The organism is uncultured Psychroserpens sp. (genome assembly GCF_947494225.1).
Taxonomy (GTDB): Bacteria; Bacteroidota; Bacteroidia; order Flavobacteriales; family Flavobacteriaceae; genus Psychroserpens.
The window spans coordinates 49,567-68,405 of record NZ_CANLUG010000008.1 but is presented as its reverse complement, the minus strand read 5'-3'; the positions used below and the strand labels follow the sequence as shown (position 1 = coordinate 68,405).

Genomic DNA, 18,839 nt, shown 5'->3' with positions numbered 1-18,839 from the left:
GAATAGCTTTTTGCCCATCATTCAAATTTAGTATTTTAACATTTAGAACTATTACCATTTAACCTTACATTAACAAATATGTTAATTTTTCGATTTTTTGATTTTTTGGAGAATAAATTCATGAATTTTTAAAACTTGTTTTTGAGTATGCTCCAAATCGTTGTTAACAATCACAAAATGAGACTTTTCAGTCTTTTCCTTGTCACTCATTTGATTTTTTATGACGGCCTCAATTTTTGATTTCGTCTTATCATCTCTTTTCATAACGCGCTTAATACGTTCGTCTATATGAGCTGTAACGGTTATAATATAGTCATACTCATCTTCTTTACCTTGTTCAAAGATAATTGCGGCCTCTTTGATCACATAATCAGATTTTTGCTTCTTCATCCATCTTTTAAAATGGGATGCCACTTTAGGATGCACAATGGCATTCATTTTTTCAAGATACGTCTTATCATTAAAGATTTTTGAGGCTATAAAGGGCTTATTAAGTCCTTTTTTGGTGTATGCTTCTTCTCCAAAAAGCGTAATAAGTTTACGCCTAATAACTTTGGACCTATTCATTAATAGCTTCGCTTCGACATCTGCTATATATATAGAAACACCAAGCTCTTCAAAGAAAGAGGCTACTGTAGTTTTTCCACTACCTATTCCGCCAGTAAGTCCAATTACAATCATTTAATAATAATATATTCTACTTTATTCTGCTTCATTTTAGCCGTTTTAACCTTGGATGAATTTACAATCAATTTGGGCGTAAAGTAGGACTTTCCAGACGCTAACACTTCATTGTAATCACATTCAATTTTAAAATCATTGGGAGTGACATATTTATAATCCTTTAAACTCAAATAGTAAGCTACTTTTATGTGCTTCGGAAAAAAGTTAATTTCATTAGTATTAGGCAAGTTTAAAATTGAAATAGGAATTTCAAATGTTCCTTCCGTAAATTTCTCTACCTCTGCTTTAATCCTGACATTATCTTCCGATAGTTTTAAATGCTTTGACGTGCTCTCGAATGCTAAATCTAATTCGGTATCTACATTGGTCTTGACATTATTTAAGTTGAAAGGCACGGTTTCAATGAATGCTATTTCAGAAATTTGGTCTTCTGCTCCTATAACTTTGACCGAATCTGGCATGAGTTCAATTCCATTTAAAGCATCATATCCTAGAGCATAGTTGACTTTAGATTTTAAAACTACTGGTACCATTTTAGTGCTTAATTTTCCGAAAGGAAAACGCAAAGTATCTGGAGTGACTGAAACGATTTTAACCGAATTACCTAATTGCTCCTTAATAGCGTAGGTTCCTTTTTCTGCAAGCCATATATATGTGTTGTCTTTCACAAACGTACTCGTCTCAAAATCTAACTGATAGGAATTATCATAAAAGTAATATGAGAACAAATTGAATCCATGCGTTGACACGGTTACATTCACTTTAGGAACACTATCGAGCGTAATCACATTAGCTTCAGGTAAGTTTTTATATTCTACATTAAAAGGGATTGTTTCCACATAAGTTTCTGAAAGTTTAGTTACAACTAAAATTAAGAATGCTATTAAAAAGAAAAGACCAAAAACATTAAGTCTTTTATTTCTTATTGATTGTCCTAATTTTGATTTTATACTATTTAGCATTTTTAAAAAATAATTTAGGAAATCTTTGTTCTGGTTTCTTTTTTAAAACCGCTACTGCCAATGTAGATTTTAAAAACCCATAGCCATAACCGAAAAACTGAATAAAAATAGCTAAAATAGATTGAATGGCTACACTTAAATTTACAGTAGCTGTTAAAGCCAAAACAAAAGCAAATAGAATATACAAGGCATACATCATTATGAAAATTTTAATTCCAACTAACCAACCAATTAATGCTATTATAAAACCAAGCGAAAATACGGTTGGAAACCAATACGTCAAACGTCTCGTTTCGGGATGCCAACTATTAAGAATTGGTCTTACTAAACCAAATTTATGAACTTGCTGATAAAATTTCTTCCAAGAAATGCGTCTTTTATGATATACGAAGGCCTCGTTAATTAACACTGTATCATAACCCAAATTATTCAACCTTATTGATAAATCTGGATCTTCACCTGGGTGAATGATACCAAAACCACCAGAACTCGTAAAGGCTTCCTTAGAGATCCCCATGTTAAAGCTACGCGGTTGAAACTTATCTCCCGATATTTTCCCTCCTCTTATGCCTCCAGTAGATATGAAAGACGTCATTGCAAAGTTAATCGCTTTTTGCAAATTGGTAAATGAACCATGTGCCGCATCAGGGCCTCCAAAACAATGAACAAAATTAGCAGAAAGATATCTATTCACAGTTTCCAAGTACTGTGATGGCAGTAAACAATCGGAATCTAAAATAATAAAGTAATTTCCTTTTGCCCTTTGCATTCCAAAATTTCTCGAATCTCCAGGTCCCGAATTTTCTTTAAAGAAATAGGATATATCCAATTGTGCCTTGTAGTTTTCTACCACATGCCTACAATCTTTGGATGATCCATCTTCAACAATAACAACCTCATAAGCCAGATCTCCATCTAATTGGCTAAAACTCATAAGTAGTTCTTCTATTTCTTCGGGTCTGTTATATACAGGGATTATAAACGAAAAATGCAGTGCTCTCATACAATACAAAGGTAGCCATTGTATTTAAATTATTATATTTAAATTATCATTCAAGTAGATCAAAAATGAAATCAAAAAATATATTCATTCATATCCCGAAAACGGGCGGCACAACTATCAATTGTATTATGACAAAATCGGATTGGCAAACCGAGCCCGATTTTAATTATCGACATATTCTATATGATACAAAACGTTCTAATTCTGGAGACATCTTTAATCCGTTAAAAAACGAAACCTACTCTGACTATCACATCTTTACGATGCTAAGAAATCCAGTAGACAGACTCATATCTGAATATTACTTTATAAAAGACAGACCCGAGTTTATGTCATTATTAAAACCAATTCCAAAGAATCTAATTGAATATGCAAAACATAAACAGACTGGTAATTATATGGTGGGGTTTCTTTTAGGCAAAAGAATGTATGACGAAGACCTAGTTACAAAAAATGATTTACAACTTGTTTTAAATACCATTAATAGTTTAAATATAAAGGTTGGTTTCTTTGAAGAGTATGAGAAATCAATGCGATATTTTAGTTCAATTACTGGAATAAAATGGCCAAAAACTATCGATATAAAGAGAAAAACATTGAATAGGCCTGAGATTAATGATGTTTCCGATGTGATTAAGAATAGCATCAAAAAAAACAATGCGCTTGATTTTGAACTCTATAATCATTGTAAGGCCATGTTTAATGACATGGATCTTTCAGGGAGCGATTCTAATAAGATTAGTTTTATTGGCAATGAATATGATTATATTATGAAATATACGCAGCGATTTAATCTTTTACAAGTTGGATTAAAAAATGTGAGCTTTATAAACAATAATCAAATTTACTTTAAGGACTTAAATCAATACTTACACAATAAACTTAAACAGAAAGAAGGCAAATCGTATGTGATGATATGGACTGATTATTTTATAAAATCGTGTCATGAGGCATTTCCAGGTTCAGGGCTAATAAAAAAACTAAACACCTTAGATTCTCATCAAGAGCCTTTAGAAAAAGTAAAAGACATGTGTAAGATTTTAGATCTAGAACTAAGAACGAAAGCCATGACCTATAACAAACCCCTAATTTTCGATCCTTCTAAGCTCAATATGAATTTAAGAATAAAGAAAGGTTTGTTTTCAATTCTGAAATCAAAATTAGGATAAAATAAAAAGCCCAATCAAATGATTGGGCTTTTAAATTTATGTAATTCACTAAGTTTATTGCTTAATAACTCTTACTGTTTTAGTTACATCACCAATTGTTACTTGCACGAAGTAAGCTCCTTGGCTTAAACCATTCATATCTACAGTACTTTCAACTGCATTAGGCGATGTTCTAAGAACTTCTTGACCTAACATATTATAAACAGCTACATTTTGAATATCCTTCTGTGCACTTAATGTTAACTCATTTTTAACTGGGTTAGGGTAATAAGTGAACGCATTTGGATTTTCTACACCATCTACAGAAAGTGTTGCATCAACAGATATTGTAAAGTCACCTTCAACTCTTCCTGCTGGAGGAGCCGTTGGAGGAGCAATACCATCATTCCAAACTCTAACAAGGTAAGTATTAGAAACTGTTAAACCTGTAAGGTTCAATGTTTCACCACCATTAGCATCAGAACATCCTACCTGAGTTGCTAAAGTACAATCTTCATAAACAGCAACGTTAGCTTGATCTGCAGTACCTAAAGTAGTAATAACAGTCATGTCAGCTTCAGAAGCAGTAAAAGAATACCATACATCTACGATAGTAGCTAAACCACTCTCACAAGTTGGATTAGCATCTGCAGCTTCTACAGTTGCACCAGCAGTTGTTCCTGTTTCGGCAACACCAACAGCTAAGCCTTCTGCATTAGCACATAAGTCATTGGCAGGAGCTACAATAGCAGGAGCACAAGTCACCCCTAAATCATAATTTCCAGTATCTCCAACATTCCATCCTTCTACAGCAATGTAATACGTCGTTGTACCATCAGAAATAAACGTTAAGAAAGATCTATATGATTCTGGTGGATTAGCTCCACAAGCATCTGCATCTTCATTTTCTGCAACTTGCGTTAAGTTTCCAGAAGTTCCTGTAAATACCATGATACCTGTATCATAATCTGAAGCACAAAGTGATAATGTCACTTCCTCTGCAGATCCAGAACCTGTATAAGTAAACCATACGTTAGGCGCATCAAAATCTGCCCCACCAGCAGGCTCTCCAGGATAATCTTCATCAAGAGTTGCATCAACTGTTGATCCTGTGTAGTTCATACCACAAGCAACAGGGTCTGCACCAGCGAAATCATCATTAGATGGAGGACAGTTGGCTGCGTTATACGTAAGCGCCGCACTAGATGTAGTACATGTACCATCATCATCATTGGTTACTGTAATGATAACATTTGTTCCGTTAGTGTAGGCACCATAAGAATACGTCCCAGCAGTTAAACCACCACTAGCAGCAGTACCTTGGTCATCTGTAATAGTTACACCAGAAGCTGTACCTATATCATTAATGACTACTTCTAATGTGAAGTCTGTATCAGTTGGACAGTTCGGTATCACATTGTAAGTGACATCAGGAATTGAACAAGACGGACACAGTGCTGAAATCGCTGTTGTAATACTGGTTTCTGCACCAGTACCAACTTCTGCGCCGAGCGCATCGAGTATCCTATAGGAGGTTTCGGCTCCAAAGCCTCCGCCACCATTCCAGAGCGTGGTAATCATATCACCATCGTTCACGGCAAATGTCATTGTCATTTGCACTCCAGCCGGACTTCCTTCGCCACCTGTAAAAGTAACGTCATCTAAGACCTCTACACCGTTTACAAGTACATCCATAGTGTTGCCATTCCAGCCATCACCCCAAGAGTCATTCATCTCCAAGGTATAATTACACTGGGCTTTAGCGGAAAAACTAAAGCATAAGGTAACAATTGCAATAAATAAAAAAGTAATTTTTTTCATATTAGGTTGAATTTAATTATTATGTGTTAAAATTATGATAATTCTATAATATATAATACTGAATATTATAAAATCGATAAAAAGACAAAAACACCGATAAAATACCATACCACTTTCATAATCAATATTTTACAAAACACCGATAGTTATTGGCCTCACACTATATTTTCTTTTTAAAAACCACGAAATCCAATAAAAAAAGAGGCCATTTTGGCCTCTTTTAAAAATAATTGTGAATTTGTATTTTACTGTTTTATAATTCTTATTGTTTCTGTAACATCATTTATTGTCACTTTCACGAAATAAGTTCCAGTTTGTAATTGACTCATATCTAATTCAGAACGCAATTCTCTTGGAGCAATTGTTAATACTTCTTGACCAAGCATGTTGATAACTGTAATAGCATCAATTGCGTTTTGAGCATTTAACGTTAGCGTGTTTTTAACTGGGTTAGGGAAATATGTAAATGCATTCTCATTTTCAAACTCATCGGTAGATAATGAAGCATCAACAGTAATTGTATAATCTTCAGTTTCACCACGAGGTGTAGCTGCCGATCCATATGAGCAAGGTGCATCATCCCCTGGATTTGCATCGTTCCAATCAATTAACACTCTCATTCTATAATCTCCATCTGGTGTTGCATCTGGTATAGTAATTGTTCCGTTAAATGGTCCATTACCATAACTTGTTGTACTAAAAGCAACTTCAGAAGTATCAAATACGAAATCATTGTTCCAATCAACCCAAACTGCACATCCTACAGTACCACCAACAATCACTACTTCAAAATCAATTGTCGCATTTGGTCCACCACTTGCAGACATTGTAGCCGAATTGTTTTGATAGTTATTAGGTGCTAAACCAGAACTTAAATTTGTAATATTCATATCATTCCCTGACGTAGAAAAATCATCTATATACGTCGCTGTACTTGTTCCATTAGGAATACAATATCCAGCGTTAAAAGTAAATGGTTGTGACCAACTACTTGTATCTCCTCCTCCACAATCTGATTGTACACGTAAGTCATAAAGTGTATCCACTGTTAAACCTGTAGCTGTATCGAATAAGTCGGCTGTTGATCCACTTGAAACTACACCATCTCCCTGAGCATTACCTTGAGGAACAACCTCCCAGTTATATCCTACTGGTGTTGTACCATCAGTTGGTGCTGTCCAAGAAAGGTCGGCTGAACTTGGTGCAACGAATGCTGCATCAAGGTTTTCAGGAACAACACATGAAGGCGGTGTTCCAACACATACATCAAACGTAGTTTGCGCTGTACCAGTAGGACTACTACTCCATCCATAAACTCTTACATAATAAGTATTACCACCTGTAAGACCTGTTAAATCTAAAGTATTAGGATCACTTTCTCCTACTTCGTTGGCTGCTGTCATATTACATCCTGCAGCATCATCAAACACACTCATTCCCATATCTACTGAAGTACCTACTTGAGCTACAATATTTAAAAGTGAGATTTGATGTTCCGCTCCTGTTGCAACAAACGTAAACCAAACATCGTTATTTGGTGTTCCTGTAGCATCATCTGGCTGTGGTGATTCTGTTGCACTCACAGTTGTTCCGCTAGTTACAACACCGCAAGCTAAATCAGCATTTACAGTTAAAGCAACTGCAGCATCACATTCGTCGTTTGCAGGAGGTGCAGGTGGTGTTCCTACACAAATATCGAAAGTTGTTTGAGCAGAATTTGTACCACTCCATCCATAAACTCTAACATAATAAGTATTGCCATTAGTAAGACCAGTTAGATTAAGTGAATTAGGATCACTTTCTCCTACTTCATTTGCTGCTGTCATATTACATCCAGCTGCATCATCAAATACGCTCATTCCCATATCTGTTGAAGTTCCAATTACCGCAGTAACATTTAAAAGTGAGATTTGATGTTGAGCACCCGTTGCTACGAATGTAAACCAAACATCATTATCTGGCGTTCCTGTGGCATCATCAGGTTGTGGAGAAGCTGTACCTCCAACCGTAGTTCCGCTGGTTACTACACCACATGCTAAATCGGCATTAACAGTTAAAGCAACTGCAGCATCACACTCATCATTTGCTGGTGGTACGGCAGGCGTCGTAAACGCTACTGGACCTACCCAATTACTTGTAGATCCGCTACAATCTGATCTAACGTATATTTCATAATCATTCTGAGCAGTTAATCCCATTAACATATAAGGATTTGCAACGCCTGAAGCCGTTGGTGTACCTGTCGCTGTTCCTGCAGCCGTAATGTCTACTAATTCTACATCCCATAACATTGCTGTTCCAGCTTCTGTCCAAGCTATAGTAGCCTCAGTTGGAGATGTCGGTGTCGCTGTTAGCGATGTTGGATCTGGACAAGCTGGAGGTATTGCAGACGTAATTGTCGGAGCATCAAAACAGAAACCCCATTCATAAGCAGCTCCACCGGCTCCACCATCGTCTAAAAACGAAATTCTATATCTAAAACCTGATTGCTGTGTTCCTGTAAACCCAGCAATGTTTAAAACAATACTAGTAAAGGAATCTCTTGCCCCTGCACAGAAATCATTTTGAGGTTGATCTGCGGTTCCAACAAATTGCTCCCAAGTAGTCCAAGCTCCTGCATCAGCATCCCAGTATTCTAGTGTTAAAGTATCATCTAAATCATTATAAGTAAAATCTACACTTACTGTTAGCCAAGTTTCACCTGCACCAAAAGCAGCTGTTAAATCTATAACAGGAGACTCTGCAGCAATGTCATCATCACTACCATTTCCGGCATCATCATCATCAAATGCAAAATTAGCAGTTAGGGTTGGATCAGCTTCAAAAGCAAGAGGGTCTGTATTATAGACTCCGGTCACGGTCCAATTCGCATTGGGCCAACTTGCATTTTGATTAAGCGTTTGCGCCATCAATTCGCTCGTAAAAACGAAAGAAAACGTCAACAGAAAAAATAAAGTAATCTTTTTCATATTAATTAATTTTTTAAATAGTTATCGTTTAAAATTAAATTAAAAATCCATGACCGAATCAGGCGCATGTCCTTAATCGATTAAAGGTCAAAAACAACGATGAATTTGAATTTACCTTAACAAAAAATAGAACTCAACATCAGTTTTTTACTTTTAATCGTTGAAAAATTGATTACAGAACAATTAAACAATGGTCAAAGTTGCTTTTTATCGATTAAAAAATGAATTACATATAAGAAGGCATCAATTTTTTAAAACTCTTAAGGTCTCATAACGGTTTTCAATAAAAACCTTAACGATATAGATACCAGACTGCAGTGAAGACATGTCTATGTGTTGTGCTGCACTTTGATTTTTAATAGCAATAACTAGCTGCCCCAAAACATTTCTAATTTCGATTGCATCAATACTATGCGACGTAGCTATTCTCAAAATATCCTGTACAGGATTAGGGTAAATTCTTAAATCATTGTTGATTGAATTCTCATCTATGGCTAGTGATTCTCCTTCAATAAGCACAACTACTTGGTTGGATTGTACATTAAAATGCAATTCTTCAAGACCGCTAGGCCAAGTTACTTTCACATAATCTACCAGTGAATTATTATCTAATCCAAAATGCATCGTTCCAGAGTTTTGCCCCAAATAACCTTCTCCACATAATTTATAGCCATATTGCTTTTCTCCGTTAACGGAAATCTCAACTCTAGCTCCAATAGCATCTCTATTACTCTGTGTCCCTTCCAATTTCAATTTTAGCCAATTCCTTGAATTAGATGTCATGTTTTTCCATAGAAACATATCTTGACCATCATTACTTACTACAATGTCAAGTAATCCGTCATTATTAATATCACCTGTTGCATTAGAATAACTCGCACCATTATCCATGGGGAAACAACTATTATTTAAAGTAAACGTATTATTATCATTGTTTTCATAAAATGCGGAAGACAACAAACCTCCCACGCTTCCATCATATTGTCCACTTACATACAAATCAAGATCACTATCATTATCAGCTTCAAAGAACACTGCTCCCCAACCGATGCTATCGAACGTAGTCCCAGTAGACATTGCCATATTCTGAAAGGTTTCATCGCCATTGTTTTTTAAGAGGTAATTTCCAGAAGGACTATTAGTGATATAAATATCAAAGAAACCATCTTTATTATAATCGCCAACTGTAACAGACATGGCATCAATTGCTATATTAGTTCCAGACGATATACTAATATCTGTAAACGTACCATTGCCATTATTTTTATAAAGTTTGTTTTCGTAATTAAGTTTATCGTTAGACACATAAAGATCTTGATATCCATCGTTGTTAATATCTAAAAATGCGGCACAAAATGAGAATGCTGGATCTTGATCAATCCCAGCTGGCAAAGTCATATCTGTAAATGTGCCATCGCCGTTATTCTTATAAAGTATGTTAGAAAATATTGACGTTCTATTACTTAAAAAGACATCTAAAAACCCATCATTATCATAATCTCCCCAAGAAGCCCCATAAGTAAATACGTTACCAGTTATCATACCAGAAGTGGCCGTAATATCTTCGAAGATCATATTTCCATTGTTCTTCAATAGTTTATTACCATTAGTATCACTAGTTACGAACAAATCATTATCTCCGTCGTTATCAAAATCTACCCAAACTGCACATCTTGTTTGGTAATTGATGTATGGTAAATTAAAATCTTGTTCAGCAAAAACACCAAAAAAGTTTTTAAAAAACCTCAACTCATTATTATTAGCAGTGCTAATTGTAATATCATCCCAACCATCGTTATCATAATCAAAAAAAGAAACACCATTTCCTAAAGATGTTAATCCTGGAGAAATATCAACACCCAAATTAGCAGCCATGTTCTCAAATTGTATTTGAGCATTTACTACATTTAGTGAAAGCGTATAAAGCAACAAAAAACAAAAGGTTTTTTTCATAACTAGTAGTTTTCAATATTCGATAGTATAATATAAGAATAAAATAAAAAAGAGGCCTAATTTAAAATTAGACCTCTTTGTCATATAAAGATATTAAAGATTACTCTTTTAAAACTCTTATTGCTTTGGTTTGGGTTTCAATAGAAACCTTAACAATATAAGCTCCAGATTGTAAATTAGACATATCTATGTTTTGAATCGTATTTTGGCTATCAATTGCAATAATACGTTGCCCAAGAACATTAAACACTTCTATTTTATCAATAGTTTTAGGTGAATCTAAAGTTAATACATCTTTTACTGGATTTGGATAATAATTAAAGCCAGCAAATGTATCGTCTTCTACTCCTAAACTCGTTGGAGACCAAGCACAAATATTAAAATCTCCTTTAACATTATCACCAAATTCCCAAACTCTAATTAATAGAATATCACCAGGTGTTAACCCCGTTAATTCCACTAGAGAAAACAAACCAGTACCACCATCATCATCACATCCAGCAGATAAAAGATTACCTGAAGTTCCTGAGTACACTTCCATTGTGGTATCTGTAATTCCACTTCCATCAGCAGAAGATGTTTCAATTGTTAATTCGCCCGTTGCAGGCACCATAACTTTAAACCATACATCTCCACCTTCATAACCAGAGGCGCCACATGAAGGATCTCCCTCTCCAGAATCTGTAGCACCTACATTAGAACCTAATGTTGGTGATTCACACAATGTGTCTCCAACAGAAATTTCAACTGCACCTGCCGGTACATCATTTTCAGGCGGACAAACATCTGTCGAGAACGACTCAGTAGCTGCACAAGTATCATCGGCAGCATCTTCTATTGTTACATCATAATCTGTTGCGGCATTTAAACCAGTAATACTATAAGGCGACGCTGTTCCATCAACACCAGAAATTACGGGTGCACCATCTAACAAAATATTAACTGAAGTAGCACTTCCTATATTAGTAATATCTACATCAATAACGAAACCATCTTCAGATGGACACGTATTACCGCCATCAGATAATGCAAATGACGCTGGTATACAAGCTGGTGGTGGCACACAACTTACATCAAGTGTATATGCTCCTGCATTTGTTGAGAAACCATGTACTAACACATAGTAATCTGTACCTACTGTTGTTGTAAATGTAAATAAAGACGTGGTACCTGTACCTCCATCATCATTTCCTCCAACACAAACTAAGGCATCACATCCACCTTCAAAGACTCTAATCTTTGTATCAAAAGTTGACAAACTTAAATCTAAAGTGACATCATCACCTTGACTTCCATTAGCCGCTGCTCCATCATTAGAATTCGCTCCTGTAAATCTATACCATACAGCTCCTGCCGATCCTGCCGAAGTTCCACAGAATCCTGGATCTGGATCTTCTGGATTCGCATTTGTTGTATCTCCTGTATACTGACCATCACAAGCAATCTCTATAGCTCCAGCGCAGTCATCATTTTCTGGTGCCGGTTGTGGACACGTAAAATCAAATGTTCCAACAGTTGAACTACATGCTGCATCTAAAGCTGTTAATTCAATTGTTACTGAATCTCCACTATTATAAGGTCCTGTTGTTACTGTTCCTGCTACTATTGGGTACGTATTTGTTCCATCGTCTAAAACACTTCCTGCATCTCCAGCATCTGAAAACACGTGATCTACAGTAAATGTTCCTGTTCCATCTGGATTACAACTATCAACGACGGTCGAACTATCTAAAACTGGTGGTGTACATGCTGGTGGTGGCACACAAGTTATTGTCAATTCAAAAGCTCCAACATTACCAACGTTCCAACCTTCAACTGAAATCCAATATTGCGTTCCTACTACTGAAACAAATGTGGTCTCCGCTGTAAAATTAACCGCAGATCCACCACACTCATCAAATCCATCATCAATACAAGTCAAATTACCGGATGAGCCTGTAAAGACAAACAATTCAGTGTCAAAATCTGTATTTGCACATGTAGACAATGTGACTGTATCTCCTGTTCCAACAAAACCATACCATACATTTGATGAGTCAGTATCTGCTCCTGTATCTGGTTCTATTGTAGCAACATCTGGAGCATCGGCTTCATCAATTGTAGCTGCAGATGTATCTCCCGCATATGTGTTTCCACAAGTTATATCAATAGCATTTGCCAAGTCATCATTCTCAGGTCCTGGTTGTGGACATGTAAAATCAAACGTTCCTACTGTAGAACTACAATCTGTATCTAAAGCCGTTAATTCAATTGTCACTGAATCTCCACTATTATATGGTCCTGTTGTTACTGTTCCTGCAACTATTGGGTACGTATTTGTTCCATCGTCTAAAACACTTCCTGCATCTCCAGCATCTGAAAACACGTGATCTACAGTAAATGTTCCTGTTCCATCTGGATTACAACTATCAACGACAGTTGAACTATCCAATGTAGGCGGTGTACATGTTGGTATAACTGCACATGTTAAGGTAAGGTCTATTGTTCCAGTAGTGCTGCTAGAGCCTGACCAATGTGCTATATACACATAATAAGTCTCATCTAATACTGAGGTGAAGGTAAACGTCTCTTCTCCGGCTGAACCATCATCACAACCAACATTTGCTAATGCTCCACAAGCTCCACTTGTGATTGCCATTTCATGGTCAAAACTAGCAGTAGAAGTTAATGTCATATCACCCCCTGTTCCTGTGAATGTAAACCAAATTCCATTTGTTCCCATTGTACAGCCACTTCCTTCTTGGTCTCCAGTAGACCCTACAGATGAAGTGTTTATAGTCTCATCACATACTATTGGTGTTGCATTAGCACAGTCAACATTATCTGGAGCTGCTGGTGGATCTTGTACAACCCACTCAAGTGTAAAGGTACCTGATCCTGTAGAAAAGGCAGACTGAGTCCAAAAAACTGTTTGATCAGATCCAGTGTCATTATCCCATGTTTCTGTTTGCGTATCTGGGTCATCAGTGCAAACAATAAGTGTTTCACCAGGACATGTCCCATAAGCTAATCTATGCTTAGAATCATAGCTATTTGCAGATTGACCTATGACGAGTTGTTGCCCATCTGGCACAAGAATTGAAAACACTTGGTCTGGTGCCCCTACATTGGTTAAACAATCTTGTCCGAAATCATTAGCTGCACCTGTGGTATCGCCATTATATGGACTTGTCAAGGCACCTAAATCTATTACTCCTGCACAATCCTCTTGTGAGAATGCGAAGCATGATAGCAATAGAAAAAATAATAAAGTAATTTTTTTCATTTTTGTCGGTTTTTAGTTAATGTATTAATTAATAACCCTGTAAATTATTCATATTAAAAGCATTACAATCAAAAAGAACTTAACAAGATATCAACAATTCGACAAAGCATAAGAAAACACCGATAAGTGGTTGTGCGTGATTAAGAAAAAATCTAAATTTTAACAAAAAACATGCGTTTTTTTATAGTTTTTTAAATCTTTAGTGCGTTTTTTTTCTTTTTTAGTCATATGTTCATCGAACAAAAAATACCATTTATCTATTATAATCCCATGTAAAACGATAAAAATATAAGCATAAAAAAAACCGATGTTTTCACATCGGTTTTGGTTATAAAAAGGTGTATTATTATATTATTGATTCTCTACAAAGGCATCCATTACAGCATCGCTTACACCCATATTACTAAAACCACCATCGTTATACAGGTTTTGAAGTGTAACACGTTTTGTTAAATCACTGAATAAAGTCACTGTGTAATTAGCACAATCTAATGCTGTTGCATTACCTAAAGGCGACATTTTTTCGGCATAAGAAATAAAACCATCAAAACCTTTTACCCCTTGACCTGCGGTCGTTGGTGTAGGCGATTGAGAAATTGTATTCACTCTAACTTTTTTATCTCTTCCGAAGAAATAACCAAAACTACGTGCAATACTCTCTAGGTATGCTTTATTATCAGCCATGTCATTATAATCAGGAAACACGCGTTGTGCTGCCATATATGTTAATGCAACAATACTCCCCCATTCATTCATAGCATCTGCTTTATATAAGGTTTGCATAACCTTATGAAAAGACATAGCCGAAACATCAGTTCCCTTTTGGGTCCAATCGTATTTTTGATCTGTATAAGCTCTTCCTTTTCTAACGTTTACAGACATCCCAATAGAATGCAATACAAAATCGAGTTTACCACCAAGGATTTCCATAGATTGATTAACTAGATTCTCTAGATCTTCTTGCGAGGTCGCATCGGCAGGAATAATTTGAGAGCCTGTTTTTTCAGCCAACTCATTGATTTGCCCCATTCTCATTGCAATTGGTGCATTAGTAAGTACAAATGTTCCGCCTTCTTCGTGCACACGTTCTGCTGTTTTCCAAGCGATTGAATTAGAATCCAATGCGCCAAAAATAATTCCGCGCTTTCCTTTTAATAAATTGTATGACATGCGTTTATAATTAAGATGTTAGTTGATTATTTATAAGTTCAAAGATAGTATTAATTGAGTAATTGTTTAGCATGCTCTATGGCAGAATTTGAAACGTCTACTCCACCTAGCATCTGTGCGATTTCAACAATGCGTTCCTCAGGCATTAATTTTTTTAGTCGCGTTTGTGTAACGTTTTCAATATCTTTTTTATAGACTTTGAAATGTGTATCGCCTTTTGCCGCAATTTGAGGTAAGTGCGTGATTGTAAACACCTGCATTGTTTTACTCATTTGCTGCATAATGCTTGCCATTTTATTTGAAATTTCACCTGAAACACCCGTGTCAATTTCGTCAAACATAATAGTAGGTAATTGTGTGTATTTTGATAAGATTGATTTAATTGCCAGCATTATTCTTGACAATTCACCTCCTGAGGCTGCTTTTTTAAGATCATTAAATTGACCTCCTTTATTTGCAGAAAACAAAAATTTTAGATTATCGGTTCCATTAGTCAAAAACACCTCCGAAGGCTGTAATTCAATATTAAATTTCGCATTAGGCATACCTAATGTTCCTAAAATACGCTCTAATTGTTTGATGAGATCTGGAATGACCTTCACTCTATTAGAATGAAGCGCACTAGCTTTTAGTTTTAATTGTTCATTAATAACGATTATGGCTTTCTCCTTTTCTAAAATATCAGAATCTAAGTGCTCTGTGGCCGAAACTTTTTCTGCAAGATTTTCTTTTACTTCAATTAACTCCTCTATGGATTGGCTAGTGTGTTTTAGCATTAAATTATGAATAACTTGCAATTTCGAATTTACAGCATCCAAGCGGTTTGGATCGGCTTCTAACTGTCCCTCTAACTGTTCAATCTCGGAAAACATATCATCTAATTCAATCAAACTACTTACAACACGCTGATACATATCTTCGTATTGTTTTCCGAAACCCGCAATCTTACCTAGTTGATTTTTAACCTCAGACAGATTAGTAGTAATACCTACCTCTTCATGACTCAGTAGACGATGAGATTGTGTTAATTTTTCTTTTATATCTTCTACATTATTAAGAGTTTCAAACTCACTTTCTAAGGTCTCTAATTCTCCAGCAACTAGTTTAGCTTCCTCCAATTCCTTTAACAAAAACAAATTGTAATCCAGCTCTTTTATAGATTCGGCCTTTTGCAAATGAAGGTGTTCAAGCTCGGCTTTTAATCCCTTATATTGTTTGAGTTTATCGGTATAATCTGTTAACAGCACCTCATTATTGGCCAAGGCATCAATAATTTGAAATTGAAAGTCGTCGTTAGTAAGCTGCAAAGTTTGGTGCTGTGAGTGTATATCTAACAAGCGTTCGCCCAAAACTTGAAGGCTATTTAAATTTACAGGTGTATCATTAATAAAAGCTCTAGATTTTCCTGAAGGCAAAATCTCTCTTCTTATTATGGTAAGCGATTCATAATCTAAACCTTCTGTAACAAACAAAGTCTTTAAATTATATTTAGCAATATCGAAGATAGCTTCAATAATACACTTTTTTGAAGCGTCTTTTATCGCACTTAAATCTGCACGTTTACCTAAAATTAAAGACAATCCACCTAACAAAATAGACTTACCCGCTCCTGTTTCTCCAGTAATAATTGACAATCCATTATTAAAGTTTACATGGAGCTCATCTATAAGCGCATAATTTTTTATAGTAAGTTGTGTAAGCATTTTCGTGTGACTAATTACAGTATGAAATTACTGAAATTAACATAAAAACAAGGTGTATAAACTTAGAAATTTATTTTACGCCATTTAGCAGCATGAAAAGGAGCAATTCTTGTTAAGGTTGAAATCAAATCAGACACATTAACAGACGGACCATCACTAAAAATTTCTTGTATTTCGTCTGATTTAGCATCAAAAAAGACACGCATTAAATACGAATTTGGCCGACGATTATTCAAGGTTTGCAAATCGGTTATTGATTCTGCTATAGCCTGTTTACCTTCTTTAGCATCATTACTCATTTCATCCAAACCATTACGATGATATTCGTACATAACATCTCTAAATTCCTTAAAGGTAGATGACAACACATTATCTATTAACACAAAACGTGTTTGTTGCCCATCTGCCAACTTCCAACCTTTAGCATTATTTTGCTGTGAATAATTTACAATGGTTTGTGCTTGCTTATAATATTCTTCACCTCCTTTAGGAGCAAATGTATCAGCGTCTAAACCTAAAATCATATAAATATGAAACGTAATCATAGATACAAGATTAGACTCAAACTGATTAGGATTATAAACAAAATTCTGAAATTCTAAATATTGAAAGTTGAAATCTTTATCGTTGTAATTATAAACAGGTGCAGCATAAGTAGAGCCAAATACTGGTCGTGTACTTTGCACTTGAAGCGTTGCTTGAAACAAGTCGGTATCATAATTTTCGATGGTAATAATCATACCACAATCGATACGCTCTTGGGGTTTAAACGACTTATCTGTCCACTTTGTATTATTAATAAACTCTGTTAACTGACGTTCCAATGTTTTAAAAACTTGAACATTTTCGTTACCAGTTTTTTGTGCATTTACAACAACATTACAGTTTAGTTCTTGCGACCAAGCTGTAGACATTACCAAGGCTAATAGAATAAATATATAATTACGCATGTGTTTGTTTTAAAATTTGTTGCATTAAATCTTGTGCTACTTCAGTTTTTGATTTTAACTCGTGAGCAAAAATGTCATGAGATGCAGTTATAAAAGTAACTTTATTTGTTGAACCACCAAAACCAGCGCCTTTATCATTTAATGAATTAAGAACGATTAGATCTAAATTTTTAGCTGCTAATTTCCCTTTAGCATGTTCTAATTCATTATTGGTTTCAAGAGCAAAACCAACCAAAAACTGTTGTTTTTTTATAGCTCCTAAAGATTTCAAAATATCCTTTGTTTTTTCCAACTCAATAGTAAACGTTGATTCCTTCTTTTTTATTTTTTGGGTAGCAACATTTTTTGGTCTATAATCTGCAACAGCAGCCGAAAGAATAGCGATATCACAAGTATTAAAGTGCTTGTGTACCTCATCATACATGTCTTGAGCACTCTTTACACGCTCTACGGTAATCATGCTTTGATTAACATGTTGAGATGATGGTCCTGAAACCAAAATAACTTCAGCGCCTAAATTAGCAGCCGCTTTAGCAATTTCAAACCCCATTTTCCCGCTAGAATGGTTCCCGATAAAACGTACAGGATCTATGGCTTCATATGTTGGTCCTGCCGTAATCAATATCTTCTTACCTCTTAAAGGCAATTTTCCGAGAATATCTTTTTCTACAAAGGCAATAATATCTTCGGGCTCTGCCATACGCCCCTCTCCTACGAGCCCACTCGCTAATTCACCAGATGTGGCTGGAATCATCACATTTCCGAAGGATTTCAACTTTTCAAAAGAATGCTTAGTAGAGTCGTGTTTGTACATATCTAAATCCATTGCCGGAGCAAAATACACAGGGCATTTAGCAGATAGATAGGTAGCAAGTAATAAATTATCGCAGGTTCCATTTGCCATTTTAGACATTGTATTGGCTGTAGCAGGAGCGATTACAAAGAAATCTGCCCACAGCCCAAGCTCTACATGGTTATTCCACATAGCATTGTCATCTTCTTCATTGGTAAATGTAGAATAGACTGGATTTTTAGATAAGGTAGAAAGTGTTAAAGGTGTAATGAAATCTTTAGAAGCAGGTGTCATAACGACCTTCACGTTAGCACCTGCTTTTATAAATAGCCTAACTAGGCTCGCTGTCTTGTAAGCCGCAATACCGGCAGTTATGCCTAATAGTATATTTTTGCCGCTTAATATAGACATGCTTATA

The 18,839-nt window shown here is 35.6% G+C and carries 12 protein-coding genes; 1 reads left to right on the top strand and 11 read right to left on the bottom strand.

Annotated features, from left to right (window positions below):
* Positions 1–81 precede the first annotated feature (81 nt).
* From coaE to Q0893_RS16570, 3 genes are read right to left on the bottom strand one after another with little or no spacing between them, the layout of a single operon-like run.
* Positions 82–681: a dephospho-CoA kinase gene (gene coaE / locus Q0893_RS16580; RefSeq protein ID WP_298903929.1), complete on the bottom strand. Its 600-nt coding sequence runs from the start codon at positions 679–681 to the stop codon at positions 82–84.
* On the bottom strand, positions 678–1,646 hold the full coding sequence (locus tag Q0893_RS16575; protein WP_299277760.1) for a YbbR-like domain-containing protein: 969 nt from the start codon (positions 1,644–1,646) through the stop codon (positions 678–680). The genes coaE and Q0893_RS16575 overlap by 4 nt, the downstream gene beginning before the upstream one ends.
* Positions 1,636–2,649: a glycosyltransferase gene (locus tag Q0893_RS16570; protein ID WP_298903931.1), complete on the bottom strand. Its 1,014-nt coding sequence runs from the start codon at positions 2,647–2,649 to the stop codon at positions 1,636–1,638. The genes Q0893_RS16575 and Q0893_RS16570 overlap by 11 nt, the downstream gene beginning before the upstream one ends.
* A 65-nt stretch (positions 2,650–2,714) precedes the next feature.
* Between Q0893_RS16570 and Q0893_RS16565 the strand changes: the two genes are divergently transcribed.
* Positions 2,715–3,818, top strand: coding sequence for a sulfotransferase family 2 domain-containing protein (locus Q0893_RS16565; RefSeq protein WP_298903932.1), 1,104 nt, complete (start codon positions 2,715–2,717; stop codon positions 3,816–3,818).
* A 54-nt stretch (positions 3,819–3,872) separates the two neighbouring features.
* Here Q0893_RS16565 and Q0893_RS16560 read toward each other — a convergent pair whose 3' ends face one another.
* From Q0893_RS16560 to coaBC, 8 genes are all read right to left on the bottom strand, one after another.
* Complete coding sequence (locus tag Q0893_RS16560) at positions 3,873–5,618, bottom strand: T9SS type A sorting domain-containing protein (RefSeq protein ID WP_299277756.1); 1,746 nt, start codon at positions 5,616–5,618, stop codon at positions 3,873–3,875.
* A 245-nt stretch (positions 5,619–5,863) separates the two neighbouring features.
* The gene (locus Q0893_RS16555) at positions 5,864–8,587 is read right to left on the bottom strand and encodes a GEVED domain-containing protein (protein WP_299277753.1); all 2,724 of its coding nucleotides are present in this window, start codon (positions 8,585–8,587) and stop codon (positions 5,864–5,866) included.
* A 243-nt stretch (positions 8,588–8,830) separates the two neighbouring features.
* Positions 8,831–10,540: an FG-GAP-like repeat-containing protein gene (locus tag Q0893_RS16550; RefSeq protein ID WP_299277750.1), complete on the bottom strand. Its 1,710-nt coding sequence runs from the start codon at positions 10,538–10,540 to the stop codon at positions 8,831–8,833.
* A 100-nt stretch (positions 10,541–10,640) separates the two neighbouring features.
* On the bottom strand, positions 10,641–13,805 hold the full coding sequence (locus Q0893_RS16545) for a T9SS type A sorting domain-containing protein (protein WP_299277747.1): 3,165 nt from the start codon (positions 13,803–13,805) through the stop codon (positions 10,641–10,643).
* Between the two features lie 351 nt (positions 13,806–14,156).
* On the bottom strand, positions 14,157–14,975 hold the full coding sequence (locus tag Q0893_RS16540) for an SDR family oxidoreductase (protein ID WP_298903937.1): 819 nt from the start codon (positions 14,973–14,975) through the stop codon (positions 14,157–14,159).
* A 50-nt stretch (positions 14,976–15,025) separates the two neighbouring features.
* On the bottom strand, positions 15,026–16,678 hold the full coding sequence (recN, locus tag Q0893_RS16535) for a DNA repair protein RecN (protein WP_299277744.1): 1,653 nt from the start codon (positions 16,676–16,678) through the stop codon (positions 15,026–15,028).
* 62 nt (positions 16,679–16,740) lie between these two features.
* A complete protein-coding gene (locus Q0893_RS16530) occupies positions 16,741–17,628 on the bottom strand; it encodes a DUF4835 family protein (RefSeq protein WP_298903939.1) in 888 nt (295 codons plus the stop codon).
* Positions 17,621–18,832 (bottom strand): bifunctional phosphopantothenoylcysteine decarboxylase/phosphopantothenate--cysteine ligase CoaBC, encoded by a 1,212-nt coding sequence (gene coaBC / locus Q0893_RS16525; protein WP_298903940.1) that lies wholly within the window; start codon positions 18,830–18,832, stop codon positions 17,621–17,623. The genes Q0893_RS16530 and coaBC overlap by 8 nt, the downstream gene beginning before the upstream one ends.
* Between the last annotated feature and the right edge of the window lie 7 nt (positions 18,833–18,839).

Bases quoted from the DNA above. Each gene is read 5' to 3' on its own strand.
- Q0893_RS16550 (WP_299277750.1), bottom strand. From the start codon at position 10,540: ATGAAAAAAACCTTTTGTTTTTTGTTGCTTTATACGCTTTCACTAAAT.
- Q0893_RS16545 (WP_299277747.1), bottom strand. From the start codon at position 13,805: ATGAAAAAAATTACTTTATTATTTTTTCTATTGCTATCATGCTTCGCA.
- Q0893_RS16575 (WP_299277760.1), bottom strand. From the start codon at position 1,646: ATGCTAAATAGTATAAAATCAAAATTAGGACAATCAATAAGAAATAAA.
- coaE (WP_298903929.1), bottom strand. From the start codon at position 681: ATGATTGTAATTGGACTTACTGGCGGAATAGGTAGTGGAAAAACTACA.
- Q0893_RS16565 (WP_298903932.1), top strand. From the start codon at position 2,715: ATGAAATCAAAAAATATATTCATTCATATCCCGAAAACGGGCGGCACA.
- recN (WP_299277744.1), bottom strand. From the start codon at position 16,678: ATGCTTACACAACTTACTATAAAAAATTATGCGCTTATAGATGAGCTC.
- Q0893_RS16530 (WP_298903939.1), bottom strand. From the start codon at position 17,628: ATGCGTAATTATATATTTATTCTATTAGCCTTGGTAATGTCTACAGCT.
- Q0893_RS16540 (WP_298903937.1), bottom strand. From the start codon at position 14,975: ATGTCATACAATTTATTAAAAGGAAAGCGCGGAATTATTTTTGGCGCA.
- coaBC (WP_298903940.1), bottom strand. From the start codon at position 18,832: ATGTCTATATTAAGCGGCAAAAATATACTATTAGGCATAACTGCCGGT.
- Q0893_RS16560 (WP_299277756.1), bottom strand. From the start codon at position 5,618: ATGAAAAAAATTACTTTTTTATTTATTGCAATTGTTACCTTATGCTTT.
- Q0893_RS16570 (WP_298903931.1), bottom strand. From the start codon at position 2,649: ATGAGAGCACTGCATTTTTCGTTTATAATCCCTGTATATAACAGACCC.
- Q0893_RS16555 (WP_299277753.1), bottom strand. From the start codon at position 8,587: ATGAAAAAGATTACTTTATTTTTTCTGTTGACGTTTTCTTTCGTTTTT.